Source organism: Carnobacterium sp., assembly GCF_040274425.1.
Map to the genome: position 1 here is coordinate 36,283 of NZ_JBEMBC010000005.1, position 25,628 is coordinate 61,910.

The following is a 25,628-nucleotide window of genomic DNA, read 5'->3' on the forward strand; positions in this document are numbered from 1 at the left end:
AAACGTATAGCGTATGTTATAATCTAACGAGATGACGAGAATGCTTTCGAGAGGGAGAACCCTAAATAAATCAAAAATAAGGTGATTAGAATGAAAAGAAAAAAGAAAAAGTATATCATTTTTAGCTTAGTTATTTTACTTTTTTCCGCGACCTTATTTTTAATAAGTTGCACTAAAAAACAACCGACTGAAGCTCCTGACCCAGAAAAAAATCCTTTGTCATATAAGGAGATCCCAATAGAGTATGAAAGTTTTAGAAAAGTAATTGGATGGATGTCAGATGAAGATGTTTTGCTACACACTGGTGAAATAAATAATGACAGCTTATCTATTTTTAATATTTTCACAGGTGAGATTCAGCCTGTCTATGAAGCAGATGGCATTATTTTAACCGCTGTTATTTCAGAAGATCAGCAACAAGTGTTGATTCAAGTTGTTGGTGAAGATGGTGGAGAGTTAAGAATAATTGATCTAAATGGAACGGTTATACAAAAATTGCCATTAGTAACTAAAGGATTTATTAATGTAAACTGGAACCCAGCAAATCAAAATCAGATATTCATTTCTTATTATCAGTCAGAAGAAGAAATAGTTGTTGGCAATTGGAATGTTGAGACTAATGAAGTTGTACCCGTTCCTTCTGCTTCGTTGACCCCTGCCTGGTATTCTTCCAATTTGTATTTATATGTAGATAATAAAGATGATTTTTCTCTTGAAACAGGTGATCTTTATATGGGGGATACTCGAACGAATGAATCTTTACGATTAAAGAATCAGGTTTCTGATTTTTTTGTTCATGAGGATACTTTCATTACCTACACACCTTCCGATTTTTCAGACGATGAATTACTCTTGAACTACCAATACCCTTTTATGGTGGATCAGTCATTTATGACAATTCCTAAAGTAACCATGAACGATCGTCTTGTTTTTCCTTATTTAAGTCAGGCTGCACGAAATACTCCCGTTTACGGAGTATTTGCAAAAGAAGCGGCGAAATTAGAACTTGAAACTGGTAATTTTGAATTTGGACAACTGGATTTCGATGAAAAAACGATTAAGCCTATTTTGGAGTTGCCGGATAATGCTCCGATTACCATGTCAAAAAACGGAAAATACAGCTTATATGGTTGGCGATTTGAAAGTATTATAGATATAGAAGCGAAAAAAGTCTATTCATTGATCAGTATGCCTAATTAAGTGCATAATAAAGTCTGTAAAAAACGCTGGTAATAAAAAAAGCTAGTAAAAGACCCCATTCTTGTGTACAATTATCCCTGTAGAACGAGTTGAAAGGGGTAAGTAAGAATTGGATATAGGTCAATTGATTAATATAGTTTTATGGATCATCATTATTGTATGGGCAGGTTACGAAATCTATAGTTATTTCAGACGTAAAAATGCTTCAGTAGAATTAACAGAGGAAGAATTTAAAAAAGACATGCGAAAAGTTCAGTTAATTGATGTCCGTGAGAAAAAAGATTATGACGCAGGACACATTTTAGGAGCTAGAAATATTCCTTATTCGACTTTGAAAACACGCATCGTTGAAATAAGAAAAGACCAACCTGTTTATCTTTATGATCATAATAAAGCAGTTAGTTTACGAGCAGCTGTCCGTTTGCGTAAGGAAGGTCACAAGGATATTCACCATCTTAAAGGTGGCTATCGTGATTGGACTGGCAAAACGAAAGCAACACACTAAAGTATAAATAAACGATTAAATTTAATAGTCAAAAAAACTTCCGCTAATAACTTATTAGTGGAAGTTTTTTTATACTTATTCTAACGGAATTGTTAGGGAATAGAACTGAGGGGCGCTTCCATGTTGGCTTAATCTTCGTCTTTTATATCAATGTCTTCAGGAATAGGTTCGTTTAAATAATCTTGTAAGTCTTTTTTATATTTTTCAATTTCCTGTAAATATAAATTGAATTGTTCTTTATAAATTAAAATGGTTTCGCCATCTGATAAGGTACGAATCTGTTTCTCGCGAATAAGTCGTGTAATATCGGTGATGGAAAGATCTAAATACTCTGCAGTTTCTTCAATCGTTAAATACATCTCAATTCCTCCTTCTGACAGACTCTATTGTACGTTACTTTAGAGAAAAAGACGACTGTTTCATAAGATGAAATAGAGCTATCTATAGGGCATAGAATAGAAATATGCTATAATTATTAAGAATGTAAGCAATGGAGGGACCATACGTTATGAACCAAACGAAAATTATTGCTCATCGTGGAAGCAAAGGAACACATCCAGAGAATACATTAGAAGCAATCGAAGAAGCTATTCAAGTGGGAAGCGATGGTATTGAAATAGATGTGCATTTAAGTTTAGATAAAGAAATAATCGTTATTCATGATGAAACGGTTGATCGGACAACAGATGGAAAAGGCAGAGTACAAGATTTAACGTTAATGGAACTGAAAAAAATGGATGCAGGCAGTTGGTTTTCTCCTGAATACACTAATTGTCGTATCCCAACCTTAAAGGAAGTTTTTTATTTTCTTGCAGAAATTGACTACAAAGGATTAGTCAATATCGAGCTAAAAACAGATCATTATTCATATCCCGGTATTGAGGAAAAAGTAATAACCTTTGCAGCTGAAAAAAAATGGCCCTTTACTGTAGAATATTCTAGTTTTAATTATCAAACATTGATCCGACTAAAAGAAGTGGATTCTTCTTGTAAGATCGCTCTATTATTTGAGAATAATGGTGAAAATGTTGCTTTTTTAGGTTCGGATATCCCAGTCAGGATGTGGCATCCTAAATTGAGTTGGTTCAAAAACAAGAGTCTTTTTGAAACTCCAGAGATCCCGGTACGTGTCTGGACCGTCAATAAAAGCAAAGATATTCAATATTGTTTAAGCAAACAAGTAGCAGGTATCATTACTGATTACCCTCAGAAGGCTCTTGAAATCAGAAATAAATGGTAGTATGAAGGAGAATAGCGTGAAAAAGAAAAAAATCATTATCATTGTAGGACCCACGGCTGTTGGAAAAACAAGCTTAAGCCTCTCTTTAGCTAAAGCTGTCAACGGTGAGATCATTAGTGGTGATTCTATGCAGATTTACCGCAACTTAACTATTGGGACAGCTAAGGTCTCCAAAGAAGAACAACAAGAAATCCCGCATTACTTAATTGACGAAGTAGATGTCGCAATGAGTTATGCAGTATCCGACTTTCAAAAGCGAGCGCGGTTTTTGATTGAGGAAATCTCTGCCAGAGGCAAAGTACCAATTATTGTGGGTGGTACGGGATTGTATATTGAATCTTTGCTATATGATGTAACCTTTGGCGGCAGTGGCGAGAATGATCCAGCTTTTCGTGAAGCGCAAGAAGCATTAGCTATAGAAAAAGGGAATCGCTATTTATGGGAACAGTTAGTTAAAGTGGACTCTATTGCTGCTGAAAATATCCATTTTAATAATCGTCGGCGTGTCATTCGTGCTCTTGAAGTGTATCATGTAACGGGTCAACCTTTTTCTAGTTATCAAGGTGAACGCAAAGAGAAAGAACGGCTTTATGATGCTAAAATTATTGGGTTAACGGCTGATAGAGAAGAATTGTATAAGCGAATCAATCTTCGTGTAGATCATATGCTTGAAGAAGGTTTGATTCAAGAAGCTGAGTGGCTGTATCAACAACAATTACCAGACGCCCAAGCTTCAAGAGGGATTGGGTACAAAGAATTGGTTCCTTATTTTGAAAAAAAAGCTACTTTACAAGAAGCGAAAGAAGCAATCCAACAGAACTCAAGAAGATACGCTAAACGTCAGCTTACGTGGTTTAAAAATCGATTAGAAAACGTAGAATGGTTTGATCTATTGGCTTCTCCGGAAGAAGAGGAACAAATCAAAAATGAAGTGAAAATATTTTTAAAAGAATAAGTTTATTCATGTCATTAAAATATTAGAATAGAAGGTGAACGGAATGGAAACAAAAGAAACAGCTGAAACAGTAGAGCGCGTCATCCTTGTGGGGGTACAAACAAGAGAAAACGATCAAGATTTCCGTTATTCGTTGACAGAATTAGCACAACTGACAGAAACAGCACTTGGAGAAGTAGTAGGGGAACTTACCCAAAAAAGAGATCGAGTCGATTCACGTACCTTTTTAGGCAAAGGGAAAATGGAAGAGTTGATTTCTTTGGTGGATGAACTAGAAGCAGATACTGTTATATTTAATCAAGGTCTAACACCTGGGCAAACAAGAAACATCCAAAAACTTCTTTTGGATGATGTGAAAGTAATTGACCGTATTCAATTGATTTTGGATATTTTTGCCATGCGGGCTAAAAGTAAAGAAGGTAAATTACAAGTTGAGTTAGCTCAATTGCAATACTTGTTGCCACGATTAGCCGGTCAAGGAATCAATTTGTCACGCTTAGGTGGAGGAATTGGAACACGTGGTCCAGGAGAAACAAAATTAGAAACGGATCGTCGTCATATTCGTGATCAAATTACCGATATCAAACGAGATCTAGCTGAAACTGAAAAACACCGCAGTCGTACGCGTGAACAACGTAAGGAGAGCGGAACCTTTCAAATTGGTTTAATGGGGTATACAAATGCTGGGAAATCTACCTTGTTAAATAAATTAACTCAAGCAGATACGTACGAAGAAAATCAATTGTTTGCGACCTTAGATCCGTTAACTCGTCAATTACTGCTGCCAAGCGGAATGACGGTAACCTTAACGGATACCGTTGGTTTTATTCAAGATTTGCCAACCCAATTAATTGAATCCTTTAAATCAACTTTAGAAGAAACGAAGGGTGTCGACCTATTGCTGCATGTAGTAGATGCTTCTGCTGAAAATATGGCGGGACATGAACAGACAGTAGTTCAGCTGTTGAAAGAATTAGGTATGGAATCTATTCCGATGATTACTGTGTACAATAAAAAAGATCTCGTTGAGGGAGCGTTCTATCCATCTCTTTTCCCTAATGTCTTTATCTCGGCGAATGTTCCTGGAGATATCGATCAATTACTGTCTGAGATCATGAACAAAATGAAAGAATTGATGGTCCCATACCGGATCGAAGTTGAAGTTAGTCGTGGAGAACAGTTGGTTCGATTAAAAAGAGAAACACTGGTTGATTCCGAAGAATACGATGAAGAAAAAAATGTTTATGTAGTAAAAGGCTATGCGAAAGCAGAGTCGAAATGGAATGGAGAGAATCAAACGTTATGAGTTGGAACAAGCACTATGCACCCGAATTAATTAATAAAATTAAAGCAGTAGAAGAAAAAATCAAGCCTATCCATGACCAGGTCCATGAAATAGCGTTATTCAATCAAAATAAAGTCTTGCAAAGTTTTAGAAATAAAAAAATTACAGAACAACATTTTACTCCCTCTACAGGATATGGGTACGATGATTTTGGAAGAGACGCTTTAGAAGAGGTTTATGCTGAAGTCTTTGGAGCTGAAGCGGGTTTAGTTCGACCGCAAATCATTTCTGGAACACACGCTATCTCAACGGCTTTATTTGGTGTGATGCGCCCAGGAGATGATTTGTTGTATATCACTGGGACTCCTTACGATACACTGCTTGAAATCGTGGGTGTTACAGGAAATGGCATTGGGTCATTTAAAGAATACCAGATGGGCTTTGATCAAGTAGATTTATTGTCGGATGGAACAGTGGATTTTGAAACAGTAAAAGAAAAAATAAATGCGAAAACGAAAATGGTAGCTATCCAACGTTCTAGAGGGTATGCAAGCAGACCGTCATTTACGATAAGCCAAATCAAAGAAATGGTTCAATTTGTTAAAGGAATCAATTCAGAAATTATTGTCTTTGTTGATAATTGTTATGGGGAATTCGTAGAAGAGCAAGAACCAATCGAAGTTGGAGCAGACTTGATGGCTGGATCATTGATCAAGAATCCAGGTGGAGGTTTAGCTAAAACAGGTGGGTACATTGTTGGAAAAACAGAACTGATTGAAGCTTGCGGGTATCGTTTGACCACTCCTGGTATTGGTAGAGAAGCTGGCGCCTCTTTATATAGCTTGCAAGAAATGTATCAAGGCTTTTTCATGGCTCCTCATACAGTGGGTGAAGCCATAAAAGGAGCTGTCTATACAGCTGCCCTTTTAGATGCTTGTGGTATTGCAAGTACGCCAAAATGGGATGATAAACGAACGGATTTAATTCAAATGATTTCGTTGAATGACAAAGAAAAAATGGTTAAATTTGCGCAGACGATTCAAAAATATTCTCCTATCAATGCACATGTTTCTCCTATTGGGGCTTACATGCCTGGTTATGAAGATGATGTCATTATGGCAGCAGGAACCTTTATACAGGGTTCAAGTATGGAATTAACAGCTGATGGCCCTATTCGAGCGCCGTATACTTTATACGTCCAAGGTGGGTTGACGTATGAGCATGTCAAGTTAGCAGTTAGTTCTGCTGTAGAAGAATTGTTTTTCCAATCTTAAAATAATCTAAGCGTTGATTACTCTTGAAATTGAATTCGGTGATGTAAGATTTTTGACATTTTAAAAAGAGATTGTTACTGTAGTAATATGCTAGATGGGAGGATCGTCATGAACGAGAAAGAGCTAAGGCGTTCCATGTCTGTATTTCCAATTGGAACAGTCATGACATTGACGGACTTATCTGCGCGTCAAATTCGTTATTACGAAGAACAAGAATTGATTTCTCCTGAACGTAATGAGGGGAATAGAAGAATGTATTCTTTAAATGATGTAGATGTTCTTCTGGAAATCAAAGACTATTTAGCAGATGGAATCAATATGGCAGGAATAAAACGTATCTATGAATTAAAAGAAAAAGAAGTTGAAAACGAAGAGCAATCTGTTTTAACGGATGAAGACGTTCGTCGAATTCTACAAGATGAATTTTTAGCTCTACGAGGAATGAGTCCGAAAGGTCCTTCACGTTTCTTTTAATTTTCCATAGTGAAAATATAAAAAAAACTATTACAAAAGGGAGTAAAGATAACCAAAATGAAGAATTTTACACGCGAAGAAATAGAAATTAGTGCCAAGGAACAAAATGTTCGTTATTTAAGATTGATGTTTACAGATATTGACGGAACCATCAAGAATGTTGAGGTTCCAATTAGTCAATTGGAAAAAGTTATGGAAAATAAAATGATGTTTGATGGTTCTTCCATTGATGGATTCGTAAGAATTGAAGAAAGTGACATGATTTTACGCCCTGATCTATCTACTTGGTTGATTTTCCCTTGGGAAGAAGTAAATGGAAAAGTTGCTCGTTTAATTTGTGATATTTACAACCCAGATGGTACGCCTTTCTCAGGAGATCCTAGAAACAATCTAAAACGCGTTCTGAAAGAAATGGAAGAACAAGGCTATACAGATTTTAATTTAGGACCTGAACCAGAATTTTTCTTGTTTAAATTAGATGAGAATGGAAAACCCACAACTGAATTAAATGATAATGGCGGCTATTTCGATTTTGCACCAACAGATTTAGGTGAAAATTGTCGTCGTGATATTGTCTTACAACTAGAAGAATTAGGCTTTGAAATTGAAGCTAGCCATCATGAAACAGCTCCAGGTCAACATGAGATCGATTGGAAATACGCGAGTGCAGTAGAAGCTTGTGATAATATCCAAACCTTTAAATTGATCGTTAAAACTGTTGCTCGTAAACATGGGCTACATGCTACCTTTATGCCAAAACCTTTATTTGGAGTAAGCGGTTCTGGAATGCACTTTAATATGTCTTTGTTTAACGATGAAGGAAATGTTTTGTGTGATGAATCGGATGAATTAGGTTTAAGTAAAACAGCTTATCATTTCTTAGCAGGTATATTGGATCATGCTTTGGGATATACAGCGATTTGTAACCCAACTGTAAATTCTTATAAGCGATTGATTCCTGGCTATGAAGCGCCTGTATACATTGCTTGGAGTGCTCGTAATCGTTCACCTCTCGTGCGTATCCCAAGTTCAAGAGGAATCTCTACTAGAATAGAGTTGCGGAGCGTAGATCCTAGTGCAAATCCTTATTTAGCAGTAGCGGTATTATTGCAATCGGGATTAGATGGTGTGAAGAAAGAAAGTAAAGTCCCTCAACCGATCGACCGTAATATCTACCGTATGTCTTCAGAAGAAAGATATAAAAAAGGCATAAAAGATCTCCCTTCTACTTTACACAATGCTGTAAAATATTTGCAAGAAGATAAAGTTGTGCAAAATGCATTAGGAGACCACATTTATAAAAGTTTTGTCAGTGCCAAACATGTAGAATGGGCTGCTTATCGTGAACAAGTTTCTGAGTGGGAAAAAGATAAGTACCTAACGTTATATTGACCTATTTAATAAAAATCCGAAAAGAACCTGTGAATAAGCTATTCACAGGTTCTTTTTTAGCATTTTATAATTGGTATAGTTCGATTTTTGTGTTTTAATCGGAACGAATTATTTTTATATAAATTGAACGTTCGTTATATCGTGTTAGGTTTTCTTACATTTGGTTCATTTTTTTGTTGACATTGAAAAAAAAGACTGATATTCTATAAAAGTAATCGAAAGGAGGACTAGAATGAGTGAGAAAGAACTACGACGTTCACGATCGGTATTTCCGATTGGTACAGTTATGAAGCTGACTGATTTATCTGCTCGTCAGATACGTTATTACGAAGAGCAAGATTTGATTCATCCATTACGTAATGAAGGAAACCGGCGAATGTATTCTTTGAATGACATTGATGTTCTTCTTGAGATCAAGGATTATTTATCTGATGGAATCAATATGGCAGGAATCAAACGGATATATGAATTGCAAGAAAATAAAGAAAAAGCTAGGGAACAAGAAGTGGCTAAAGTGATGACAGATGATGACGTCCGTAAAATACTGCACGATGAGTTTTTAGCAGTAAGTGGTTTGAGTGTTAAGACCGCCCATTCATTTCTAGATCAAAATCGAATAGGATAAATTAAGATAGTGGAAACGCTAATCAAAAGGAGAGAAAAAGTGTATGGTTAAGTTTACGAGAAAAGAAGTAGAAGAAACATCAAAGAAAGAAAACGTCCGTTTCTTGAGACTGATGTTTACTGATATTTTAGGAGTCATCAAAAATGTTGAGGTACCCATTAGTCAATTAAAAAAAGTATTGGATAATGAATTGATGTTTGATGGCTCTTCAATTGAAGGGTTTGTACGGATCGAAGAAAGCGATATGTATCTAAGACCTGATTTAGATACTTGGTTGATTTTTCCATGGGAAACGACTGAAGGGGCTGGTAAGATCGCTCGATTAATCTGTGATGTCTACAATCCGGATGGTACTCCTTTTGCTGGAGACCCTCGTTCCAACTTAAAGCGTACACTAAAAGAAATGAAGGCATTAGGGTTCACAGATTTTAACTTAGGACCTGAACCTGAATTTTTCCTTTTTAAATTAGATGAAAAAGATGAACCAACTTTAGAGTTGAATGATGCTGGAGGTTATTTTGATTTAGCTCCGACAGACTTGGGTGAAAATTGCCGTCGCGATATCGTATTACAATTAGAAGATCTAGGTTTTGAAATTGAAGCGAGTCACCACGAAGTTGCGCCAGGGCAACATGAAATTGATTGGAAATATGCTAATGCAATAGAGGCGTGTGATAATATTCAAACCTTTAAATTAATTGTCAAAACAGTCGCTCGAAAGCATGGATTACATGCTACTTTTATGCCTAAGCCACTATACGGTGTTAACGGATCAGGAATGCACTTTAACTTGTCACTATTTACTAAAGATGGAAATGCATTTTATGATAAAGATGGTGACATGGAACTAAGCGAGACAGCACGTCAATTCTTAGCTGGAATTTTAGACCATGCTAGAGCTTTTACAGCAATTGTGAATCCTACAGTGAATTCATATAAACGTCTTGTGCCAGGTTATGAAGCACCAGTCTATATCGCTTGGAGCGGTCGCAACCGTTCGCCGTTAATACGTGTGCCGCAATCAAGAGGGATGTCTACACGTGTGGAATTGCGCAGTGTCGATCCTAGTGCAAATCCATACCTTGCTATGGCTGTTCTATTAAAAGCAGGATTAGATGGCATTAAAAAGGAAATGAAAGCACCAGAACCTATCAATCGTAATATCTATGCAATGAGTGAGAAAGATCGTCATGAAAACGGCATTTATGATCTGCCGGGAACATTACATGATGCTTTAGGATATTTGGCAAATGACAGCATTGTAAAAGATGGATTAGGTGGACACATCTACGAAAATTTCATGAATGCAAAGAAAATTGAGTGGTCTGCATTCCGTGAGCAAGTCACTGAATGGGAAAGAGATCAATACTTAAAAATGTATTAAAATAAAATAAACAAGAGGAGCTAGGAAAAAATTCCTAGCTCCTCTTGCCGCCTATTTAGGTCTAAACGCTTTATGACAGTATTCTAGAGGACAGCGACAGCCAATGCTTGTTGAATAGTAGTAATGTGTTTATCATTTGTAAATTGTAATGTGATAGCTGGTTCATTGGCGCTAGAAATAAAAATTTTTAATTCAGCATCTAAATCAAAATGTCCGGTTGTCTCGACTAAAAATCGACTGATCGATTTATAAGGTAAGGAATGGTAAGTTGTTTTTTTACCCGTAACTCCTTGTTTATTGATGATAATTAGCCGTTTATTTGTAAATATGATCAAATCACGGACTAACTTAAAAGCTAAATCAATTTCTTCAGACTCTAAAATAACTCCAACTAATTTTTTTCTAGCTTCGTTCTCACTGATATTTCCAGCATTTCCTAAAAGGCCACCAATTAATCCCATGAAAACCCCTCCTTGTCTATTCTATTGACTCATTGTAAACTGAGTTTTTTTTTAATACAACTAATTAAAATAACGTTCTTTGTTAAAAATTAAATTAATTCGTAAAAAGTGTTGACTTTTTATTCATTATTACCTATAATTAATTTTGTTGCTAGTACATGTCTCAGTAGCTCAGTTGGATAGAGCATCCGCCTTCTAAGCGGACGGTCGGGAGTTCGAATCTCTCCTGAGACATCAAATGAAAAGTTAGAAAAGTTGAACAGTCAGCTTTTCTAACTTTTTTTCATGTAAAAATAAAAAAATATGTCTTTTAAATTGTTCACTAAATAATCGATACTCTCATCTAGGTACTTCTAAAACGGTTTAAAAGAATTATTCAGAAAAATGTAAAAATATTCTATATTTTTTTAAAATGATGAATTAATGTACAGCCAAAAAAAATTTTTTATCTTTTTATTTTTTACTCTCTTTTTTTCAAATGTGAAAAGTACACGAAACTGTTTTGGGATACAATTCTACTCAAGGTTTTTCACGCTTTAATATTCACAAGCAACATTTTGGAACACTACATATAGAAAAAAACGAATATGTCAATAGGAAAACCACTATATATAGTGGTTTATTTATTTGCCAGTAGGTAAGAATAAGTGTAGAATACAAATAGAGAAATAGAAAAAAGTTTATTAAAAAAGAAGACCAAAGGAGAATGTATGATGACTAAGAAAACGATTATCGTTTACTCTAAACCAAATTGTATGCAATGTAACTTCACTAAAAAATATTTAGAAGATAAAGGTGTATCTTACGAAGTAAAAGATATTTTTGAATCAGAAGAAGCATTAAATGAAGTCAAAGAACTTGGGTTCAGCTCTGTTCCAGTTATTTCAGTTGAAGGACAAGAAGCATTTAATGGATTTCGTCCAGATCTCCTTGATCAATTAGTATGAAGGTTGTTTACATTAGTTTGACAGGCCAAACACGAAAGTTTGTTAAAAAATTAGATATGGATTCGCTGGAATTAACGCCAACGAATCCATATCTTGCTTTAAATGAACCGTTTATCATCATCACCCCTACCTATGATAAAGAAGCGACAGACCTATTAAATGATTTTATTGAAACAGCTGATAATAAAAACTACTTTAAAGGAGTAGCGGGTGGTGGGAATTTAAATTTTGGTAAGCTTTTCGCTTTTACAGCCAAAGATCTAGCTCATGATTATCAAGTTCCATTACTACATACCTTTGAATTCCAGGGTAATGAAGAAGATGTTACACAACTAAAGAAAGCGGTGAATGAAATTGGATAAACCTAAATTAGCAACAAAGCCAAAAGAAGTTACGTATTTTAAGTTAAACAATGAACTGAATAGACCTGTAGATGGAAAAATCCCTTTGAATAAGGATCGTGAGGCTGTACGAGCTTATTTTTTAGAACACGTGAATCCGAATACAGTTTTCTTCTACACTCTAGATGAAAAATTAAATTATCTAATTGAAGAAGATTATATAGAAGAAGAATTTCTATTAAAATACGACAGAGCATTTGTGCGTGCGTTATTTGATGATATCTATAGCCGTAAATTTAGATTTCGTTCATTTATGTCTGCATTTAAATTTTATACTCAATATGCCCTTAAAACAAATGATGGACAACGTTTCTTAGAACGCTATGAAGATCGAATCGTATTCAATGCGTTGTATTTAGCAGATGGAGACACGGAATTGGCGAGCAGACTTGCCGATGAGATCGTAAATCAACGATACCAGCCAGCTACTCCAACATTTTTAAATGCTGGACGTAAAAGACGTGGAGAATTGGTTTCTTGCTTCTTGATCCAAGCAACAGATGACATGAACAGTATTGGTCGTGTTGTGAACAGTGCGTTGCAATTGTCTCGTATTGGAGGCGGAGTAGGAGTGAACTTATCTAATTTACGTGCTTCTGGCGATCCAATCAAAAAAATTGACAATGCTTCAAGCGGAGTTGTTCCAGTAATGAAATTACTAGAAGATAGTTTCAGTTATTCTAATCAACTTGGTCAACGTAATGGAGCAGGGGCCGTTTATTTAAACGTCTTTCATCCAGATATTGTTTCGTTTCTTTCAACAAAAAAAGAGAATGCGGATGAAAAAATACGTGTAAAAACTCTTTCTCTTGGACTAGTTGTGCCGGATAAATTCTATGAATTAGCAGCACACGATGAGCAGATGTATCTGTTTAGTCCGTATGATGTTGAACGTATCTATGGAGAGCCATTTGCTTATATCGATATCACTAAAGAATACGACAATATGGTGAACAATGAAGAAATACGCAAATCTAAAATCAGTGCCCGTGAATTAGAAAATGAAATTTCTAAATTGCAACAAGAATCTGGATATCCTTATATTATTAATGTCGATACAGCAAACCGTGAAAACCCAGTTTATGGAACCATTACAATGAGCAATTTGTGTAGTGAGATTTTACAAGTTCAAGAACCTTCAATGATCAATAACGATCAAACGTATGAGCATTTAGGAACAGACATCAGCTGTAATCTTGGTTCAACTAATATTGTAAACTTGATGAAATCACCTGATTTTGGAAACTCGATTGACACAATGGTACGAGCTTTAACGATGGTTACCGATCAATCAAGTATTGATGCTGTACCGTCAATTAAAAATGGGAACGATAAGTACCATACGATTGGTCTTGGCGCAATGGGACTGCACACGTATCTAGCATTAAATCAAATACACTATGGTTCACCAGAATCAGTTGAATTTACAGATGTGTACTTTAAATTATTAAATTACTATACGTTAGTATCTAGTAATAAAGTAGCAAAAGAAAGAGGCACAACATTTTATAATTTTGAAAAATCATCGTATGCGAATGGTACTTATTTTGATAAGTACATCAACGAAAATTTTGTTTTTTCAAGTGAAAAAGTTCAACATTTGTTCGATGGAATCCAAGTGCCTACTATAGAAGACTGGGCAGCTTTAAAAGAAGTGGTAATGAGAGATGGTTTATACCATCAGAACCGTTTAGCTGTAGCGCCGACAGGTTCAATCAGTTATGTAAATGAAACATCATCTAGTTTGCATCCCATCACACGTTTGATTGAAGAACGTCAAGAGAAAAAGACCGGTAAAACTTATTATCCAGCACCTTTCTTATCAAATGACACAATGCCTTATTACAAATCAGCTTATGATATGGATATGCGTCAAGTGATTGATGTTTATGCAGCAGCCCAAAAACACATTGATCAAGGTATGAGTTTAACGCTCTTCTTACGCTCTGAAATTCCTGAAGGGTTGTACGAGTGGAAAAATGGACGCACAACCAAACAAACGACTCGTGATTTAAATATTTTACGTCATTATGCTTGGAAAAAAGGTGTGAAATCTATTTACTACGTTCGTACATTTACTGAAAATTCAGAAGAAATTGGTTCAAATGCTTGTGAGAGCTGCACCATTTAAAAGGAGAGAACTAGAATGACAACGAACTATACAGCTATTAACTGGAACAATATTGAAGACATGATTGATAAGTTAACATGGGAAAAATTAGTAGAACAATTTTGGACAGATACACGTATCCCGTTATCGAATGATCTGGATGATTGGGCACGACTTCCGAAAATCGAAAAAGACATGGTTGGTAAAGTATTTGGCGGATTAACTTTATTGGATACTCTTCAATCGCAAGATGGGGTTCAGTCGTTAAAACAATCTATCCGTACTCAACATGAAGAAGCGGTATACAACAATATTCAGTTTATGGAATCGATGCATGCGAAGAGTTACAGTGCGATTTTTAGTACGTTAAATAGCAAATTTGAAATTGATGAAATTTTTCAATGGACAAATACAAATGAGTTATTGCAATTAAAAGCATCCACCATTAATGATATCTATCATAATGGAACAGATTTGCAACGAAAAGTTGCGAGTGTGATGTTGGAATCTTTCTTGTTCTATTCAGGATTCTTTGCCCCATTGCATTATTTAGGAAATAATAAGCTACCAAATGTAGCAGAAATCATTAAATTGATTTTACGAGATGAATCTGTTCATGGAACCTATATTGGGTATAAGTTCCAAATTGCGTTTAATCAGTTACCGGATGATGAAAAAGAAGAGATAAAAAATTGGACTTATGAATTGCTTTTTAAACTGTATCAAAATGAAGTGAAGTATGCAGAATATTTGTATGATGAAATTGGATGGACAGAACGTGTGAAAGTCTTTCTTAGATACAATGCAAATAAAGCATTGCAAAACCTTGGATTTGATCCGTTATTTCCAGATACAGCCAATGATGTAGATCCAGTTATTATGAATGGAATTTCTACTGGTACATCTAACCATGACTTTTTCTCGCAAGTCGGGAATGGGTATCTGCTTGGTATGGTTGAATCTATGGAGACAGAAGATTACGAAAAATGGACGGTTTAACAATTAAATAAACCTTCATTCGGAATTTTTGAATGGACAAAATTAAACAGAGAACACCCTTATTGAATTCAATAAGGGTGTTTTTTTCTTTGGAAATGGACACACATTTTTGGCTAGTGGTTAATAATTGTGAAGAAATAAAGTTTCAGTTATGATAAGCTTATTATTAAGGTGGGAAAAAAGGAGGATAAAAAATGGAAAGACGTGAAATAAAAAGAAACGCAAAGAAGTTGTTAAAAGGAAATTGGAAAGTTGCTATTTTAAATTTAATTATTATTTCTGTTTTGACAGGTGCCATTAGCCAAGGTATTTTTACTTTGATTGGTTCTGGAAGCTCTCTTGCAATGCTTGATTCTGTCATGCAAGGAAATTTAGATAATTCAACAATGGGTGTGGAACCAACTATTACAGTTAGTTTATTAACTTCACTTGTTAGTATATTGGTCAGCTTTATTTCTGGATTGTTGAATGCTGGTTACGCTTGGAATATTTTAGACATGGTAGATGGAGCAAAATTGTCTATCGAAGGTATGTTTCAAACATTCAAGAAAGAGCGTATCTTTAAAACAACAGGTTTGATTATTGTAATGACTATTTTAATTACGCTATGGTCATTATTATTTATCATACCAGGTATTATTAAAAGTTATAGTTACAGCCAAGCATTGAACTTAATGAAAGATAATCCTTCCATTAGTATTATGGAGGCATTAGATCAAAGTCGTAAAATGATGAAAGGGAATAAATGGAAACTTTTCCTATTACAACTGTCATTCCTTTGGTGGTACATTGTGCCGTTTGTTCTGTTTGGTTTATTTATATTAGGAAGTATTCAAACGATTAATTCGAGAATGGAAGCAAATCCGAATGAGGGAATCTTTGTTATTTTAGGTTTTCTATTAGCCTTTTTAGCGATCTTACTATTCGTTATTCTGATTTCTTTTTATATTGAACCTTATCGTATAACTTCTGAACAAGTCTTTTACCGTTCGTTAACAGATGGAGATGCTTACAATACTGAACATCCAACTACCCACGAAAATGGTGACAATCAGTATAATGAGGATTACGAAGGCAAACAATTAGATGATGTCGACTTTTAAAAAGCTTAACCGATTATGTTTACTCTAAATAGAGTACTATAAAGGCAAAAATTAAAAGACTAGCAAGGAATAAATGTTGGAAACATTCATTTCTTTGCTAGTCTTTTTTGTTAAATAGCGGTTGTATGACAAATGATGTGGATGCTTCAAAATAAAATTTCTTCTGGAATGGACGGGTTTGCTTGTGGAGCCTTGGGACCGCCTGTAAGCCTGTAATCTTACAGACTTTCGAGCTTTAAATAAACCATAATCGCTGAAGCGTTAACGGTTTATAATTCTCATTGAATCCTATACAAGGCTACAAGTCACCCTACTTCTCCAGAAATTTTTGGTGAGTAAGTTGATTAACCTATCAACACTAAAAATTATAGACCCTAAATAGTGAGATTATTGAATAATTTGAAAATAAATAACGCTATTTATGAGTATATCTTTTTGTTATCAAAGAAAGATAGGATACAATAAAATTAAGTATAAAAGTCTACAAAGATGTACTTATAAAAATATACATCCGTTAGTTTCAAAATTTAAAAAGAATGGAGGGAAGGTTAATTAGCTAAAGATCATTTCTTGATGCTACTCAGTACTTAAGAAAGGAGTAGAGAAAGAATGAAAAAGTTGGGATTTCTACTCATTTTCGTTGTTGTTTTGGCCGGATGCGATGTTGGTAAATTGGCAGATAAACTAACAGAAGAAATTATGTCTAGTTCTGTGAGCAGTGGAAGCACTCACTCAGCTGCTTCTAGTGGAGAAGATTCAGTTGAGATTGAAAGCGCTGTTGAAGATAGTGAAGAGTTTCTGTCCGAACAAATCTCATCAGATTTAACGGATAAAGATAATTCGAATGAATTAACCTTAGTTCCGCAAGATGATGAAATCGACAAAGGGTTAACTGTTGAAACAGATGATACATTAGCTATGCTAGAAGATTATGTAAAAGAAAATCCGAATATGGGTTATGAAAATGACGTAACCATTATCTATACAGGAGAAACATATGGGGAGTCACCCAATCTTGCAGGAATATTTTTTATAATCAATCGAACAGATAGCGCTATGAAAGATATTCGTTTTACGTACACATTTGGTAAATCAGATAGTGAATTGGTTTTTGATAAGCAATCGTTTACATTGACGGGAGATAGTTTTGGTACACTAGAGCCGAACACAGTTATGCCCATGTATCTAGTAGTTGATCCTTCTAAGGAAACGCTCTTGAAGGGGATGAACACTAGTCAATTGGTAGAAGAAATACACGTATTTGATTATACAGATGCTGGTAAGTCAGACCAACCAACTCAATCAGAGGAATCAGCTGTTGAAACAAGCGAAGATGAATTGAGTCTTGTCATTCCGAAACAAAATGCTGACAATGGCCAAACATTTGATAATAATCCGTTGATGGCTGAATTTCAACAACTCGTAGCGGAACACCCAGATATGGGATTTAATAATGATGTTACAGTCATGTATTCTGGTTTATATGATAAGGCGGATGGCGACACATTGGCTTACTTTTTTGTCATTAATAAAACAGGTATTGAGATGAAAAATATTCGTTATCAACTGAGCTATGGTAATAAAGATGGGGAAATGGTATGGGATAAAGAGGCTGTGATTTTGAGAGAAGATATATTTGGTCCATTTAAACCAAATACCGTTCTCCCTCTAACAATGGCAGTTCCAAAGGAAAAAGTAGATTTATTTTTTTCCATTACAAATGAGAATCTTTCAATTAAGTTGGATGAATTTACTTTCGAAGAGTAAAAGTGCTTAGAATAATTGGGGCTATAGGGTAATAGAGTTAAAAAAGGGGAAGGATGATTAAAATGAAAAAAATATTAACTCTTTTAGGAGCAGTAGTTTTATTGGCAGGTTGTGATTTTATTGGAGGAGGTAGTGAAACAACACCTTCTAGTGAAGCAAGTACGACAGCAACGAGTGAAAGTATCATGAGTTCCGAAATGTCCTCAGAGTCTTCTGCAGTTGCTTCTTCTCAATCAAGTATTATTGGTACAGAAGAATCTATGGTAGATTCTAGTGCAACAGGTGCGACAACTACAGATATGGCTATTCCACTTGTACCTCAAAAAATGGAGTTAGATCAAGGTTTGACACTTGAAAGTGATTCTGTATTACAAGAAATAGAAATGAGAATGGCAGAATCACAAGATATTGGTATTGAAAATGATGTAGCTATACACTTCACTGGCATGTATTTAGGTGAGGCTGGCGAGATGCAAGCTATTTTTATTATCGTTAACAGAATGGATGTAGCTATGACAAATATTGACATCACAATAAGTTTTAGTACTGTCGATGGCGATGTTATATTAGATAAAGCACCCTTCTATCTAACAGAAGAATCTTTTGGAGTATTAGAACCGGATACTGCGATGCCAATTTATTTAAATATTCCACCTGAAAATGAAGATGCATTTTTCAGTACTTCTGATATAAATAATTTAGTTTATACAATTGACGAGTTTGATTTCGAAGAAAAATAATCTATTATTTTTAAACTAAAAGCGCCCGACTGAATGCTATGTCTTAGCATTCAGTCGGGCGCTTTTTTTTATTGACTAGAAGTTTTTTAAAAAGATTCATAAAAGTAGTCTAAGTGGCAATAAAAGTGGTAGGATTAACTTAATACATAAGCAGTTATGCTATGTGAGAGGTGATGTTAAATGAAACTACAGGCAAAAGATTTTCTCACTCTTCCAAACATTTTATCATATGTTCGTTTATTGCTCATTCCAGTTTTTATGATGCAGTACTTGACAGCTACAGAGATTGGCGATTACTATATTGCAGGAATAATCATTATTTTTTCAGGATTGACGGACTTGCTAGATGGATATATTGCTCGGAAATTTAATCAAATTACTGAATTAGGAAAATTACTCGACCCGATTGCTGATAAACTAACTCAGGTAGCCGTCATTATTTGTTTGCTAGTTCATTATGAAAAAATGTGGATCATTATTACCTTGTTTGTAGCCAAAGAATTATTTATGGCAGTAAATGATTTTTTGCTTTATCGGCAAGGTAAGAAACTTGATGGTGCTAAATGGTTTGGGAAAATATCAACTGCGGTATTCTATGCGTGTATGACATTTTTGGTGGCATTTCCTAGTATCCAAACAACGACTGCAAATAGTCTAATGATTATTACTGGTTTTTTCTTAACACTCTCATTTGTCTTATATGGGCGTGAATTCTTTACAATGTATCAAAAAAATTAAAAGTACACTTAATGTGAAATTAAATCACGGAAGGAGAACAAAATGAATAATGCAGAACGCTTTATTGCGAGTTTTAATCGCATCCATAACTTCTTAAGCTTTTCAGATAACGAAAAAGAATATAAACAGCCATTTTACCGTTTATTAGATGAAAATGAATACCGCAATCCTGCCGTAAAAAAGTATAAAAACGATTTACAAATTTTTGCGGATCTTAGAAACGTTATGGTACACAAAAAATTAATTCCGAATAGTTATATTGCTCAACCGACAGATAATGTAGTTAAACACATTGAACAAATTGAAGAAGAAATAAAAAGTCCTGAGAGAGTGTATCCTTTATTTAAACGTGACGTCGTTCAATTTAATTTTGATGATTTATTTACAAAAGTATTAACAACTATCAGTGAAAGAAAATTCACTCATTTTCCGGTGTACAAAAATAAGAAATTGATTGGTTTATTAACGGAAAAAGGGATCACGATGTGGTTAGCGAGTCAATTAGAAGACGAAACTATTTATTTGAAGAAAACGATGGTGGAAGAGATCATTTCAGAAGATACGAGAAGAAATAATTATTTGTTTATAAAAAAAAGTATGTCTATTGAAGTCGCTGCAGATCTATTAAAAAATGATCGGCGTTTGGATGCTTTACTCATAACAGAAAATGGAAATGTATCAGAGTTGCCTTTAGGTATTATTACTCCTTCAGATTTATAATAGGTCTTTAGGGATTATTAGAAGAAAACATTTAACATAGTAATGAACGAAAATGATCTGCGGAGGAAATTCATGAAATTTGTACTTATATTTGGGCCTCAAGCTGTAGGGAAAATGACTGTAGGACAAGAGTTACAAAAGAAAACGGATTTAAAATTATTTCACAATCATATGACAATTGAATTACTAGAACCCTTTTTTGGATTTAGTACTGAAATGTGGAAACTATCAGATTTATTTAGAAGAGAAATTTTTAAAGCAGTATCTGAAAGTAAACAAGAGGGTTTGATATTCACATATGTATGGGCATTTGATCAACAAGGAGACTGGGATTATATAGACAGTATTTGTGAACTATTTGAATCGAAAGGAGCAACAATTTATTTTGTTGAATTAGCATCCGAAATTGAAGAGAGATTAGAACGAAATAAAAGTTCACATCGACTAGAGCATAAACCAACAAAAAGAAATGTTGATTTGTCAGAAAAAGAATTAAAAGCAACGATGAAAATACATCGCTTGAATTCGTTAGAAGGTGAAATCAAAAGAGAGCACTATATCAAGCTAACGAACACTACGTTAAGCGCTGAAGAAACAGCAGAAATAATCAAAGGTAGATTTAATCTGTAATCGATTAAATCAAATTAGTTGCTGCATAAAATAGTTTGCACTATAGTTAATTTAAGCTAGTGAATTAACTGTGTTCATTTAGTGTTTTATTGCTAAGTAAGCTGTTAGACAAAAAATAAGGAGGAGAATTAAATGTTAAAAATTGGAATCATCACAGGTAGTACACGTCCTGGACGTAATAGTTTACAAGTAGCCCAATGGGTAAAAGAATTAGCTGACAAACGCGGAAATGCAGAATATGAAATTGTAGACATTGCAGAATACAATCTGCCTTTATATAATGAACCGATCTCAGCAGCATATAGTCAAAACTATGTTACACCAGAAGCCATTCCATGGTCTAAAAAAATAGCTGAGTTAGATGGCTATGTCTTTATTACTCCTGAATACAATCATGGCATAACAGCAGCTTTAAAAAATGCAATTGATTATCTTTATCCTGAATGGAATAACAAAGCAGCAGGGATCGTTAGTTATGGTTCATCTGGTGGTGTAAGAGCAGCTGAAGCTTTGCGTGTTGTTTTAGCTGAATTACAAGTGGCAAGTGTTCGTACACACCCTGCAATGTCTTTATTCACTGATTTTGTAAATATGAATGAATTTAAACCAGCTGAATTGCATATAGCTTCTGTAAATACGCTATTAGATCAAGTTGTTGCATGGTCAACAGCACTAAAACCTCTAAGGAACAATGTGTAAAATTAATATAAAAATTACCGATTTTTATATTTGAAATTACACCATTTTATTGTTATTATAATGGTGTAAAGAAGGACAAGGTACAATGTCTTCTTTACTAGAGTTAATGAATCAATGGCTCTAAAGTTGATAGTAGATTCACCGCTATTAACTTAACTTCATAAAGTGGCTAAGTTCCTGAAATAGAATAAGTCAAGACTGAAGTATCCAAACCCCACATGAAGGAAATAGAGTTCATGTGCACAATAACAATTTAGCAGATAAAGTATAGAAAAATAGAAACAAAAATGGGAACTAGCTACAAAATGAATGGAGGGCTTCTAATAAGAGGCTCTCCTTTTTTATTTAAATTTTAGGAGTCATCAATTGACATGTTAACGTTTACATGTTACATTATATATGTAAAGAGAGACATGCATATAAAGAGAGCATGACGCTCTTTATAGAAGCTAGTGAAAGTAGCTTCTATGACAAATAGCCGAGTAAAGCTATCTTGTCCAAGCTCATTCATTTAGTTGATTGCTAATGTATAACCATTCTAAATGAAAACCAATCAGAAGTACTGGATGAATGGGCGCTAATATATTCAGCATGTAGTTCTAGTTTAAACGAATTGAAACGATCAACCTTTGTAGAAGTTGATATCAGAGATTCACTAGAACCATGCTATAAGATTTAAGAAGGACGTCCTGATTTCTAGGATGTTCTTTTTTTTACTCTATTTTTAGGTTCTTTAACAAATGATGTTGGTGCGATAAAATAAAATTTCTTCTGAAATGTACGGGGTTGCTTGTGGAGAGCCTGGGATCGTCTGAAGGTCTAGCTATATAGATTGACAATCCTATATTTTTAATGGTATATTTATCTCGAATTAAAGATAATTCTAGTCCTAGTAAAAGTATTTAAAGATAAGTTTAAAATGAAAGGTGATCCGATAAAATGGAAGACTCAACTAAAGCACTAAAAGCGTTAACCGTATTGTTAAAATCTTCTTCAAGCGTTCTAGATGTTATAAAAAAAGATATGATAAAATATGGATTAAATCCGACCGAATTTTCAGTTTTGGAGCTTCTTTATAGTAAGGGAGATCAGCCGATTCAATATATTGGGAAAAAAATATTATTAGCTAGCAGCAGTATTACGTATGTTGTAGACAAGTTAGAAAATAAAGGCTTTATACAACGCTGTCCTTCAGCCAAAGATCGACGTGTAACAAACATTGTAATATCTGAAAAAGGAACTGCTTTTATGGAAAATGCTTTTCCAGAGCACGAAGAGTTGATCTCAAATGTGTTTGATGTACTTAATGAAGAAGAACTAACCACTTTAACTGAGTTATTAAAAAAAGTAGGATACAATGCTAGTTCATTGAAATAAAGAATAGCAGCTTACTAATGCAAAAATAAAATAGAATTTTCGAGGTTTAGCATCAAATGTAAAGACTCTTGCGTACTAGTACTTCATTTTATTGCTAAAATATGGTATAATCATTTTTAGCAGAACAATTTACTGGAATACGCTCAAATTAAGAACCAAAGAAATGAGGGGATTTACATGGGGAAAGTTATTACCGAAGAAATTCAATCTTTAGTAGAAGTTGAACTTCGAAAAGGTGCCAGCAAATCAAGAATTGCGACCCTTTTAGGCGTGCCATATGACGAAGCAATCGTCATTATTGACGAAATAAAAGCTTCATTTAGACCAGATGTAGGAGATAGAATTATTTTTTCATTCCGAGACGAAAAAATGGCTGGAACAATCATCAAATTATTAAATAATAGTGCCGTTGTAGAAATCTATTGGGATAAATCTTCTGATAAAATGAAGGATATAATGGAAAGTAAAACCATTGTTAACTTTAAAGATATCGAAGAATTTATATCTAGTGAAACAGAATAGCAGAACAAAAAAGAGAGTTGAGGCAATTTGTCTCAACTCTTTTTTATTTTTAAATTTTCCTGAAATTATTTAAAAATAAGAATCTTCTATGATTTCTTAAAAGAGGATTCTATTGTTTTTTGTAAAAACTACTTTGATATTCAAAATAATTTTGAGACTTATAGACGTTGGTGTTAAAAGGTTTTGATCAATGATATGAAAATAATAATATATTTATTCTTGACACATTCACTAAAAAATAATATAGTTTGATGGTCAAACAATTTGATGTTCAAAGTAATTAACTTGATTGCTAATTTGAAAGAACGGAGGAGTTGGTGTGGACGAATTAATTCCTGAAATTAATTCTTACTTGGTAACGATATTTAATGAAATTCTGATAATTGAAGAAGGTGCTCTTCAAAGTAGCACATTTAAAGATATCTCAATAAAAGAAATGCATACAATCGAAGCTATTGGCATGTATGGTATTCATACGACAACTGAAGTTTCAAAAAAGCTTTCGGTTACTGTAGGAACATTAACGGTTTCTGTTAATAACTTAGTGAAAAAAGGCTACGTTGAACGCATTCGAAATGATAATGATCGTAGAGTCGTTAAGTTGGGCTTAACTAAAAAAGGTCGCTTACTTTATCGTCTTCACGATAAGTTTCATCGAGATATGGTTAAAGAGACATTAGAAGGCTTAAACCGAGAAGACGCAGAAATGTTGATCAAAGGCTTAAAAAACCTTCATATTTTCTTAGACCGCACAAAAAATAATTTATAAGAACAGAGTTGAATTCTAATGAAGGCAAAAATTATGGGTGCTGGAAGTTATGTTCCACATAAAGTAGTTTCCAATGCGATGCTAGAAAAAATGATGGATACCAATGATGAATGGATTAGAACTCGTACAGGCATAGAAACGCGTCACATTAGTGAGGGTGAAAACACTTCAGTTCTTTGTGGTAAAGCCGCAATGGATATTCTTGAAAAAACAGGTATTTCTGCTAAAGAAATAGATTTTATTATTGTAGCGACAATGACCCCAGATGGGTTAAGTCCTTCAACTGCTTGTTTAGTACAAGATTATATAGGTGCAAACCCCATAATGGCTTTTGACGTAAATGCAGCATGTTCTGGCTTCATTTATGCTTTATCAATTGCTGAGAAGTTGATTCAAAGTGGCACTTTCCAATATGGATTGGTTCTTGGCGGAGAGGTCATGTCAAAAATCATTGATTGGCAGGATCGAAGTACAGCAGTTCTGTTCGGTGATGGTGCTGGAGGCGTATTGCTAGGTGCAACAGAAACAGAAAACAGTTTTATAGGAGAAGATATCCATTCTGACGGAAGTCGTGGAGAATCCCTTACAGCTGGCAGTCACTTAGTCACGAACTTCCATACAAAAGAAAATCTTAAAAACGAGTATCTTCAAATGGATGGAAGATCAATTTTTGATTTTGCTATTCGAAGTGTTCCTGAAAGCATTCGAACTGTTGTGGAATCTTCAAATTATACTCTTGAAGAGATAGATTGTATTGTTGCTCATCAAGCAAATTACCGTATTTTAAAAGCTATTGCAAAAAAGCTAAAAATTCCAGTTGAAACATTTGCAACAAATATTGCTGAATATGGCAATACTTCTGCTGCAAGTATTCCGATTTTGTTAGATGAACTTTTGACAAATGGAGATTTAGTTTTAGGAAGCAAGAAAAAAATCGTACTTACTGGATTTGGTGGAGGACTCACATGGGGCTCCATACTCATTCAACTTTAAAGAGGTTATACCAGCTCGCTTAGGCTTAAAAAAATAAGCAAAATAAAAAAACAATTATAATGGAGGAAATACAAAATGACATTCGAAAAAATTCAAGCAATTATCGTGGAACAATTAGACAAAGAGGAAGAAGAAGTACAATTAGAAACAAACTTCCGTGAAGATCTAGAAGCAGACAGCTTAGACTTATTCCAAATCATCAATGATATTGAAGACGAATTTGATATTAAAATTGAATCTGAAGAAGGTTTAACAACTGTTCAAGATATCGTAACTTTTGTTGAAGTTGAATTAGCTAAAAAATAAGCACTCATAAGA

The 25,628-nt window shown here is 34.4% G+C and carries 28 protein-coding genes and 1 tRNA gene; 27 read left to right on the forward strand and 2 right to left on the reverse strand.

What is annotated here, in order from left to right:
- Positions 1-90: 90 nt before the first annotated feature.
- Entirely contained in the window at positions 91-1,200 is a 1,110-nt protein-coding gene (locus ABS911_RS01880) for a YqgU-like beta propeller domain-containing protein (RefSeq protein WP_350466030.1), read from the forward strand.
- Between the two features lie 109 nt (positions 1,201-1,309).
- Complete coding sequence (locus ABS911_RS01885) at positions 1,310-1,705, forward strand: rhodanese-like domain-containing protein (protein WP_350466031.1); 396 nt, start codon at positions 1,310-1,312, stop codon at positions 1,703-1,705.
- A gap of 128 nt (positions 1,706-1,833) precedes the next feature.
- On the opposite strand, the gene ABS911_RS01890 is transcribed toward ABS911_RS01885, so the two are convergent.
- Positions 1,834-2,064 (reverse strand): excisionase family DNA-binding protein, encoded by a 231-nt coding sequence (locus tag ABS911_RS01890; RefSeq protein WP_013710950.1) that lies wholly within the window; start codon positions 2,062-2,064, stop codon positions 1,834-1,836.
- A 149-nt stretch (positions 2,065-2,213) separates the two neighbouring features.
- On the opposite strand from ABS911_RS01890, the gene ABS911_RS01895 reads away from it, so the two are divergent.
- The 8 genes from ABS911_RS01895 to glnA (ABS911_RS01930) all read left to right on the forward strand — a co-directional run bounded on the left by ABS911_RS01895 (position 2,214) and on the right by glnA (ABS911_RS01930) (position 10,334).
- Positions 2,214-2,945 carry a glycerophosphodiester phosphodiesterase gene (locus ABS911_RS01895; protein ID WP_350466032.1) on the forward strand — a complete coding sequence of 244 codons (732 nt, stop codon included), beginning with the start codon at positions 2,214-2,216 and terminating at the stop codon, positions 2,943-2,945.
- Position 2,946: 1 nt separating this feature from the next.
- The gene (miaA, locus tag ABS911_RS01900) at positions 2,947-3,900 is read left to right on the forward strand and encodes a tRNA (adenosine(37)-N6)-dimethylallyltransferase MiaA (RefSeq protein WP_350466072.1); all 954 of its coding nucleotides are present in this window, start codon (positions 2,947-2,949) and stop codon (positions 3,898-3,900) included.
- A gap of 43 nt (positions 3,901-3,943) precedes the next feature.
- A complete protein-coding gene (hflX, locus tag ABS911_RS01905) occupies positions 3,944-5,206 on the forward strand; it encodes a GTPase HflX (RefSeq protein ID WP_350466033.1) in 1,263 nt (420 codons plus the stop codon).
- Positions 5,203-6,459 (forward strand): methionine gamma-lyase family protein, encoded by a 1,257-nt coding sequence (locus ABS911_RS01910; RefSeq protein WP_350466073.1) that lies wholly within the window; start codon positions 5,203-5,205, stop codon positions 6,457-6,459. The genes hflX and ABS911_RS01910 overlap by 4 nt, the downstream gene beginning before the upstream one ends.
- 108 nt (positions 6,460-6,567) lie before the next feature.
- The gene (locus ABS911_RS01915) at positions 6,568-6,933 is read left to right on the forward strand and encodes a MerR family transcriptional regulator (RefSeq protein WP_350466034.1); all 366 of its coding nucleotides are present in this window, start codon (positions 6,568-6,570) and stop codon (positions 6,931-6,933) included.
- Positions 6,934-6,990: 57 nt separating this feature from the next.
- Positions 6,991-8,325: a type I glutamate--ammonia ligase gene (gene glnA / locus ABS911_RS01920; protein WP_350466035.1), complete on the forward strand. Its 1,335-nt coding sequence runs from the start codon at positions 6,991-6,993 to the stop codon at positions 8,323-8,325.
- A 232-nt stretch (positions 8,326-8,557) separates the two neighbouring features.
- The gene (locus tag ABS911_RS01925) at positions 8,558-8,950 is read left to right on the forward strand and encodes a MerR family transcriptional regulator (RefSeq protein ID WP_350466036.1); all 393 of its coding nucleotides are present in this window, start codon (positions 8,558-8,560) and stop codon (positions 8,948-8,950) included.
- A 43-nt stretch (positions 8,951-8,993) separates the two neighbouring features.
- Positions 8,994-10,334: a type I glutamate--ammonia ligase gene (gene glnA, locus ABS911_RS01930; protein WP_350466037.1), complete on the forward strand. Its 1,341-nt coding sequence runs from the start codon at positions 8,994-8,996 to the stop codon at positions 10,332-10,334.
- A gap of 83 nt (positions 10,335-10,417) precedes the next feature.
- On the opposite strand, the gene ABS911_RS01935 is transcribed toward glnA (ABS911_RS01930), so the two are convergent.
- Positions 10,418-10,795: a PH domain-containing protein gene (locus ABS911_RS01935; RefSeq protein WP_350466038.1), complete on the reverse strand. Its 378-nt coding sequence runs from the start codon at positions 10,793-10,795 to the stop codon at positions 10,418-10,420.
- Positions 10,796-10,955: 160 nt separating this feature from the next.
- On the opposite strand from ABS911_RS01935, the gene ABS911_RS01940 reads away from it, so the two are divergent.
- The 17 genes from ABS911_RS01940 to ABS911_RS02020 all read left to right on the forward strand — a co-directional run bounded on the left by ABS911_RS01940 (position 10,956) and on the right by ABS911_RS02020 (position 25,616).
- A tRNA-Arg gene (locus ABS911_RS01940) sits at positions 10,956-11,029 on the forward strand.
- Between the two features lie 479 nt (positions 11,030-11,508).
- Positions 11,509-11,742 carry a glutaredoxin-like protein NrdH gene (gene nrdH / locus ABS911_RS01945; RefSeq protein ID WP_350466039.1) on the forward strand — a complete coding sequence of 78 codons (234 nt, stop codon included), beginning with the start codon at positions 11,509-11,511 and terminating at the stop codon, positions 11,740-11,742.
- Entirely contained in the window at positions 11,739-12,104 is a 366-nt protein-coding gene (nrdI, locus tag ABS911_RS01950; RefSeq protein ID WP_350466040.1) for a class Ib ribonucleoside-diphosphate reductase assembly flavoprotein NrdI, read from the forward strand. The genes nrdH and nrdI overlap by 4 nt, the downstream gene beginning before the upstream one ends.
- Positions 12,091-14,274, forward strand: a complete 2,184-nt coding sequence (nrdE, locus tag ABS911_RS01955; protein ID WP_350466041.1) for a class 1b ribonucleoside-diphosphate reductase subunit alpha — start codon at positions 12,091-12,093, stop codon at positions 14,272-14,274. Before nrdI ends, nrdE begins: the two co-directional genes overlap by 14 nt.
- Positions 14,275-14,289: 15 nt before the next feature.
- Positions 14,290-15,252 carry a class 1b ribonucleoside-diphosphate reductase subunit beta gene (gene nrdF / locus ABS911_RS01960; protein WP_350466042.1) on the forward strand — a complete coding sequence of 321 codons (963 nt, stop codon included), beginning with the start codon at positions 14,290-14,292 and terminating at the stop codon, positions 15,250-15,252.
- A gap of 194 nt (positions 15,253-15,446) precedes the next feature.
- Positions 15,447-16,355: a DUF975 family protein gene (locus tag ABS911_RS01965; RefSeq protein ID WP_350466043.1), complete on the forward strand. Its 909-nt coding sequence runs from the start codon at positions 15,447-15,449 to the stop codon at positions 16,353-16,355.
- Positions 16,356-16,964: 609 nt separating this feature from the next.
- Positions 16,965-18,122 carry a hypothetical protein gene (locus ABS911_RS01970; protein WP_350466044.1) on the forward strand — a complete coding sequence of 386 codons (1,158 nt, stop codon included), beginning with the start codon at positions 16,965-16,967 and terminating at the stop codon, positions 18,120-18,122.
- A 62-nt stretch (positions 18,123-18,184) separates the two neighbouring features.
- Entirely contained in the window at positions 18,185-18,862 is a 678-nt protein-coding gene (locus ABS911_RS01975) for a lipoprotein (RefSeq protein WP_350466045.1), read from the forward strand.
- Positions 18,863-19,042: 180 nt separating this feature from the next.
- Positions 19,043-19,600 (forward strand): CDP-alcohol phosphatidyltransferase family protein, encoded by a 558-nt coding sequence (locus tag ABS911_RS01980; protein ID WP_350466046.1) that lies wholly within the window; start codon positions 19,043-19,045, stop codon positions 19,598-19,600.
- A gap of 42 nt (positions 19,601-19,642) precedes the next feature.
- Positions 19,643-20,320: a CBS domain-containing protein gene (locus tag ABS911_RS01985; protein WP_350466047.1), complete on the forward strand. Its 678-nt coding sequence runs from the start codon at positions 19,643-19,645 to the stop codon at positions 20,318-20,320.
- Between the two features lie 72 nt (positions 20,321-20,392).
- Positions 20,393-20,950, forward strand: a complete 558-nt coding sequence (locus ABS911_RS01990; protein ID WP_350466048.1) for an ATP-binding protein — start codon at positions 20,393-20,395, stop codon at positions 20,948-20,950.
- Between the two features lie 132 nt (positions 20,951-21,082).
- The gene (locus ABS911_RS01995; protein WP_350466049.1) at positions 21,083-21,649 is read left to right on the forward strand and encodes an NADPH-dependent FMN reductase; all 567 of its coding nucleotides are present in this window, start codon (positions 21,083-21,085) and stop codon (positions 21,647-21,649) included.
- A 939-nt stretch (positions 21,650-22,588) separates the two neighbouring features.
- Entirely contained in the window at positions 22,589-23,026 is a 438-nt protein-coding gene (locus tag ABS911_RS02000) for a MarR family winged helix-turn-helix transcriptional regulator (RefSeq protein WP_350466050.1), read from the forward strand.
- Between the two features lie 177 nt (positions 23,027-23,203).
- Positions 23,204-23,548 carry a DUF2187 domain-containing protein gene (locus ABS911_RS02005; RefSeq protein ID WP_350466051.1) on the forward strand — a complete coding sequence of 115 codons (345 nt, stop codon included), beginning with the start codon at positions 23,204-23,206 and terminating at the stop codon, positions 23,546-23,548.
- 319 nt (positions 23,549-23,867) lie between these two features.
- A complete protein-coding gene (gene fabT, locus ABS911_RS02010) occupies positions 23,868-24,317 on the forward strand; it encodes a fatty acid biosynthesis transcriptional regulator FabT (RefSeq protein ID WP_350466052.1) in 450 nt (149 codons plus the stop codon).
- Positions 24,318-24,335: 18 nt separating this feature from the next.
- Complete coding sequence (locus ABS911_RS02015; protein ID WP_350466053.1) at positions 24,336-25,310, forward strand: beta-ketoacyl-ACP synthase III; 975 nt, start codon at positions 24,336-24,338, stop codon at positions 25,308-25,310.
- 75 nt (positions 25,311-25,385) lie between these two features.
- Positions 25,386-25,616: an acyl carrier protein gene (locus tag ABS911_RS02020; RefSeq protein WP_034536759.1), complete on the forward strand. Its 231-nt coding sequence runs from the start codon at positions 25,386-25,388 to the stop codon at positions 25,614-25,616.
- Positions 25,617-25,628: the final 12 nt, after the last annotated feature.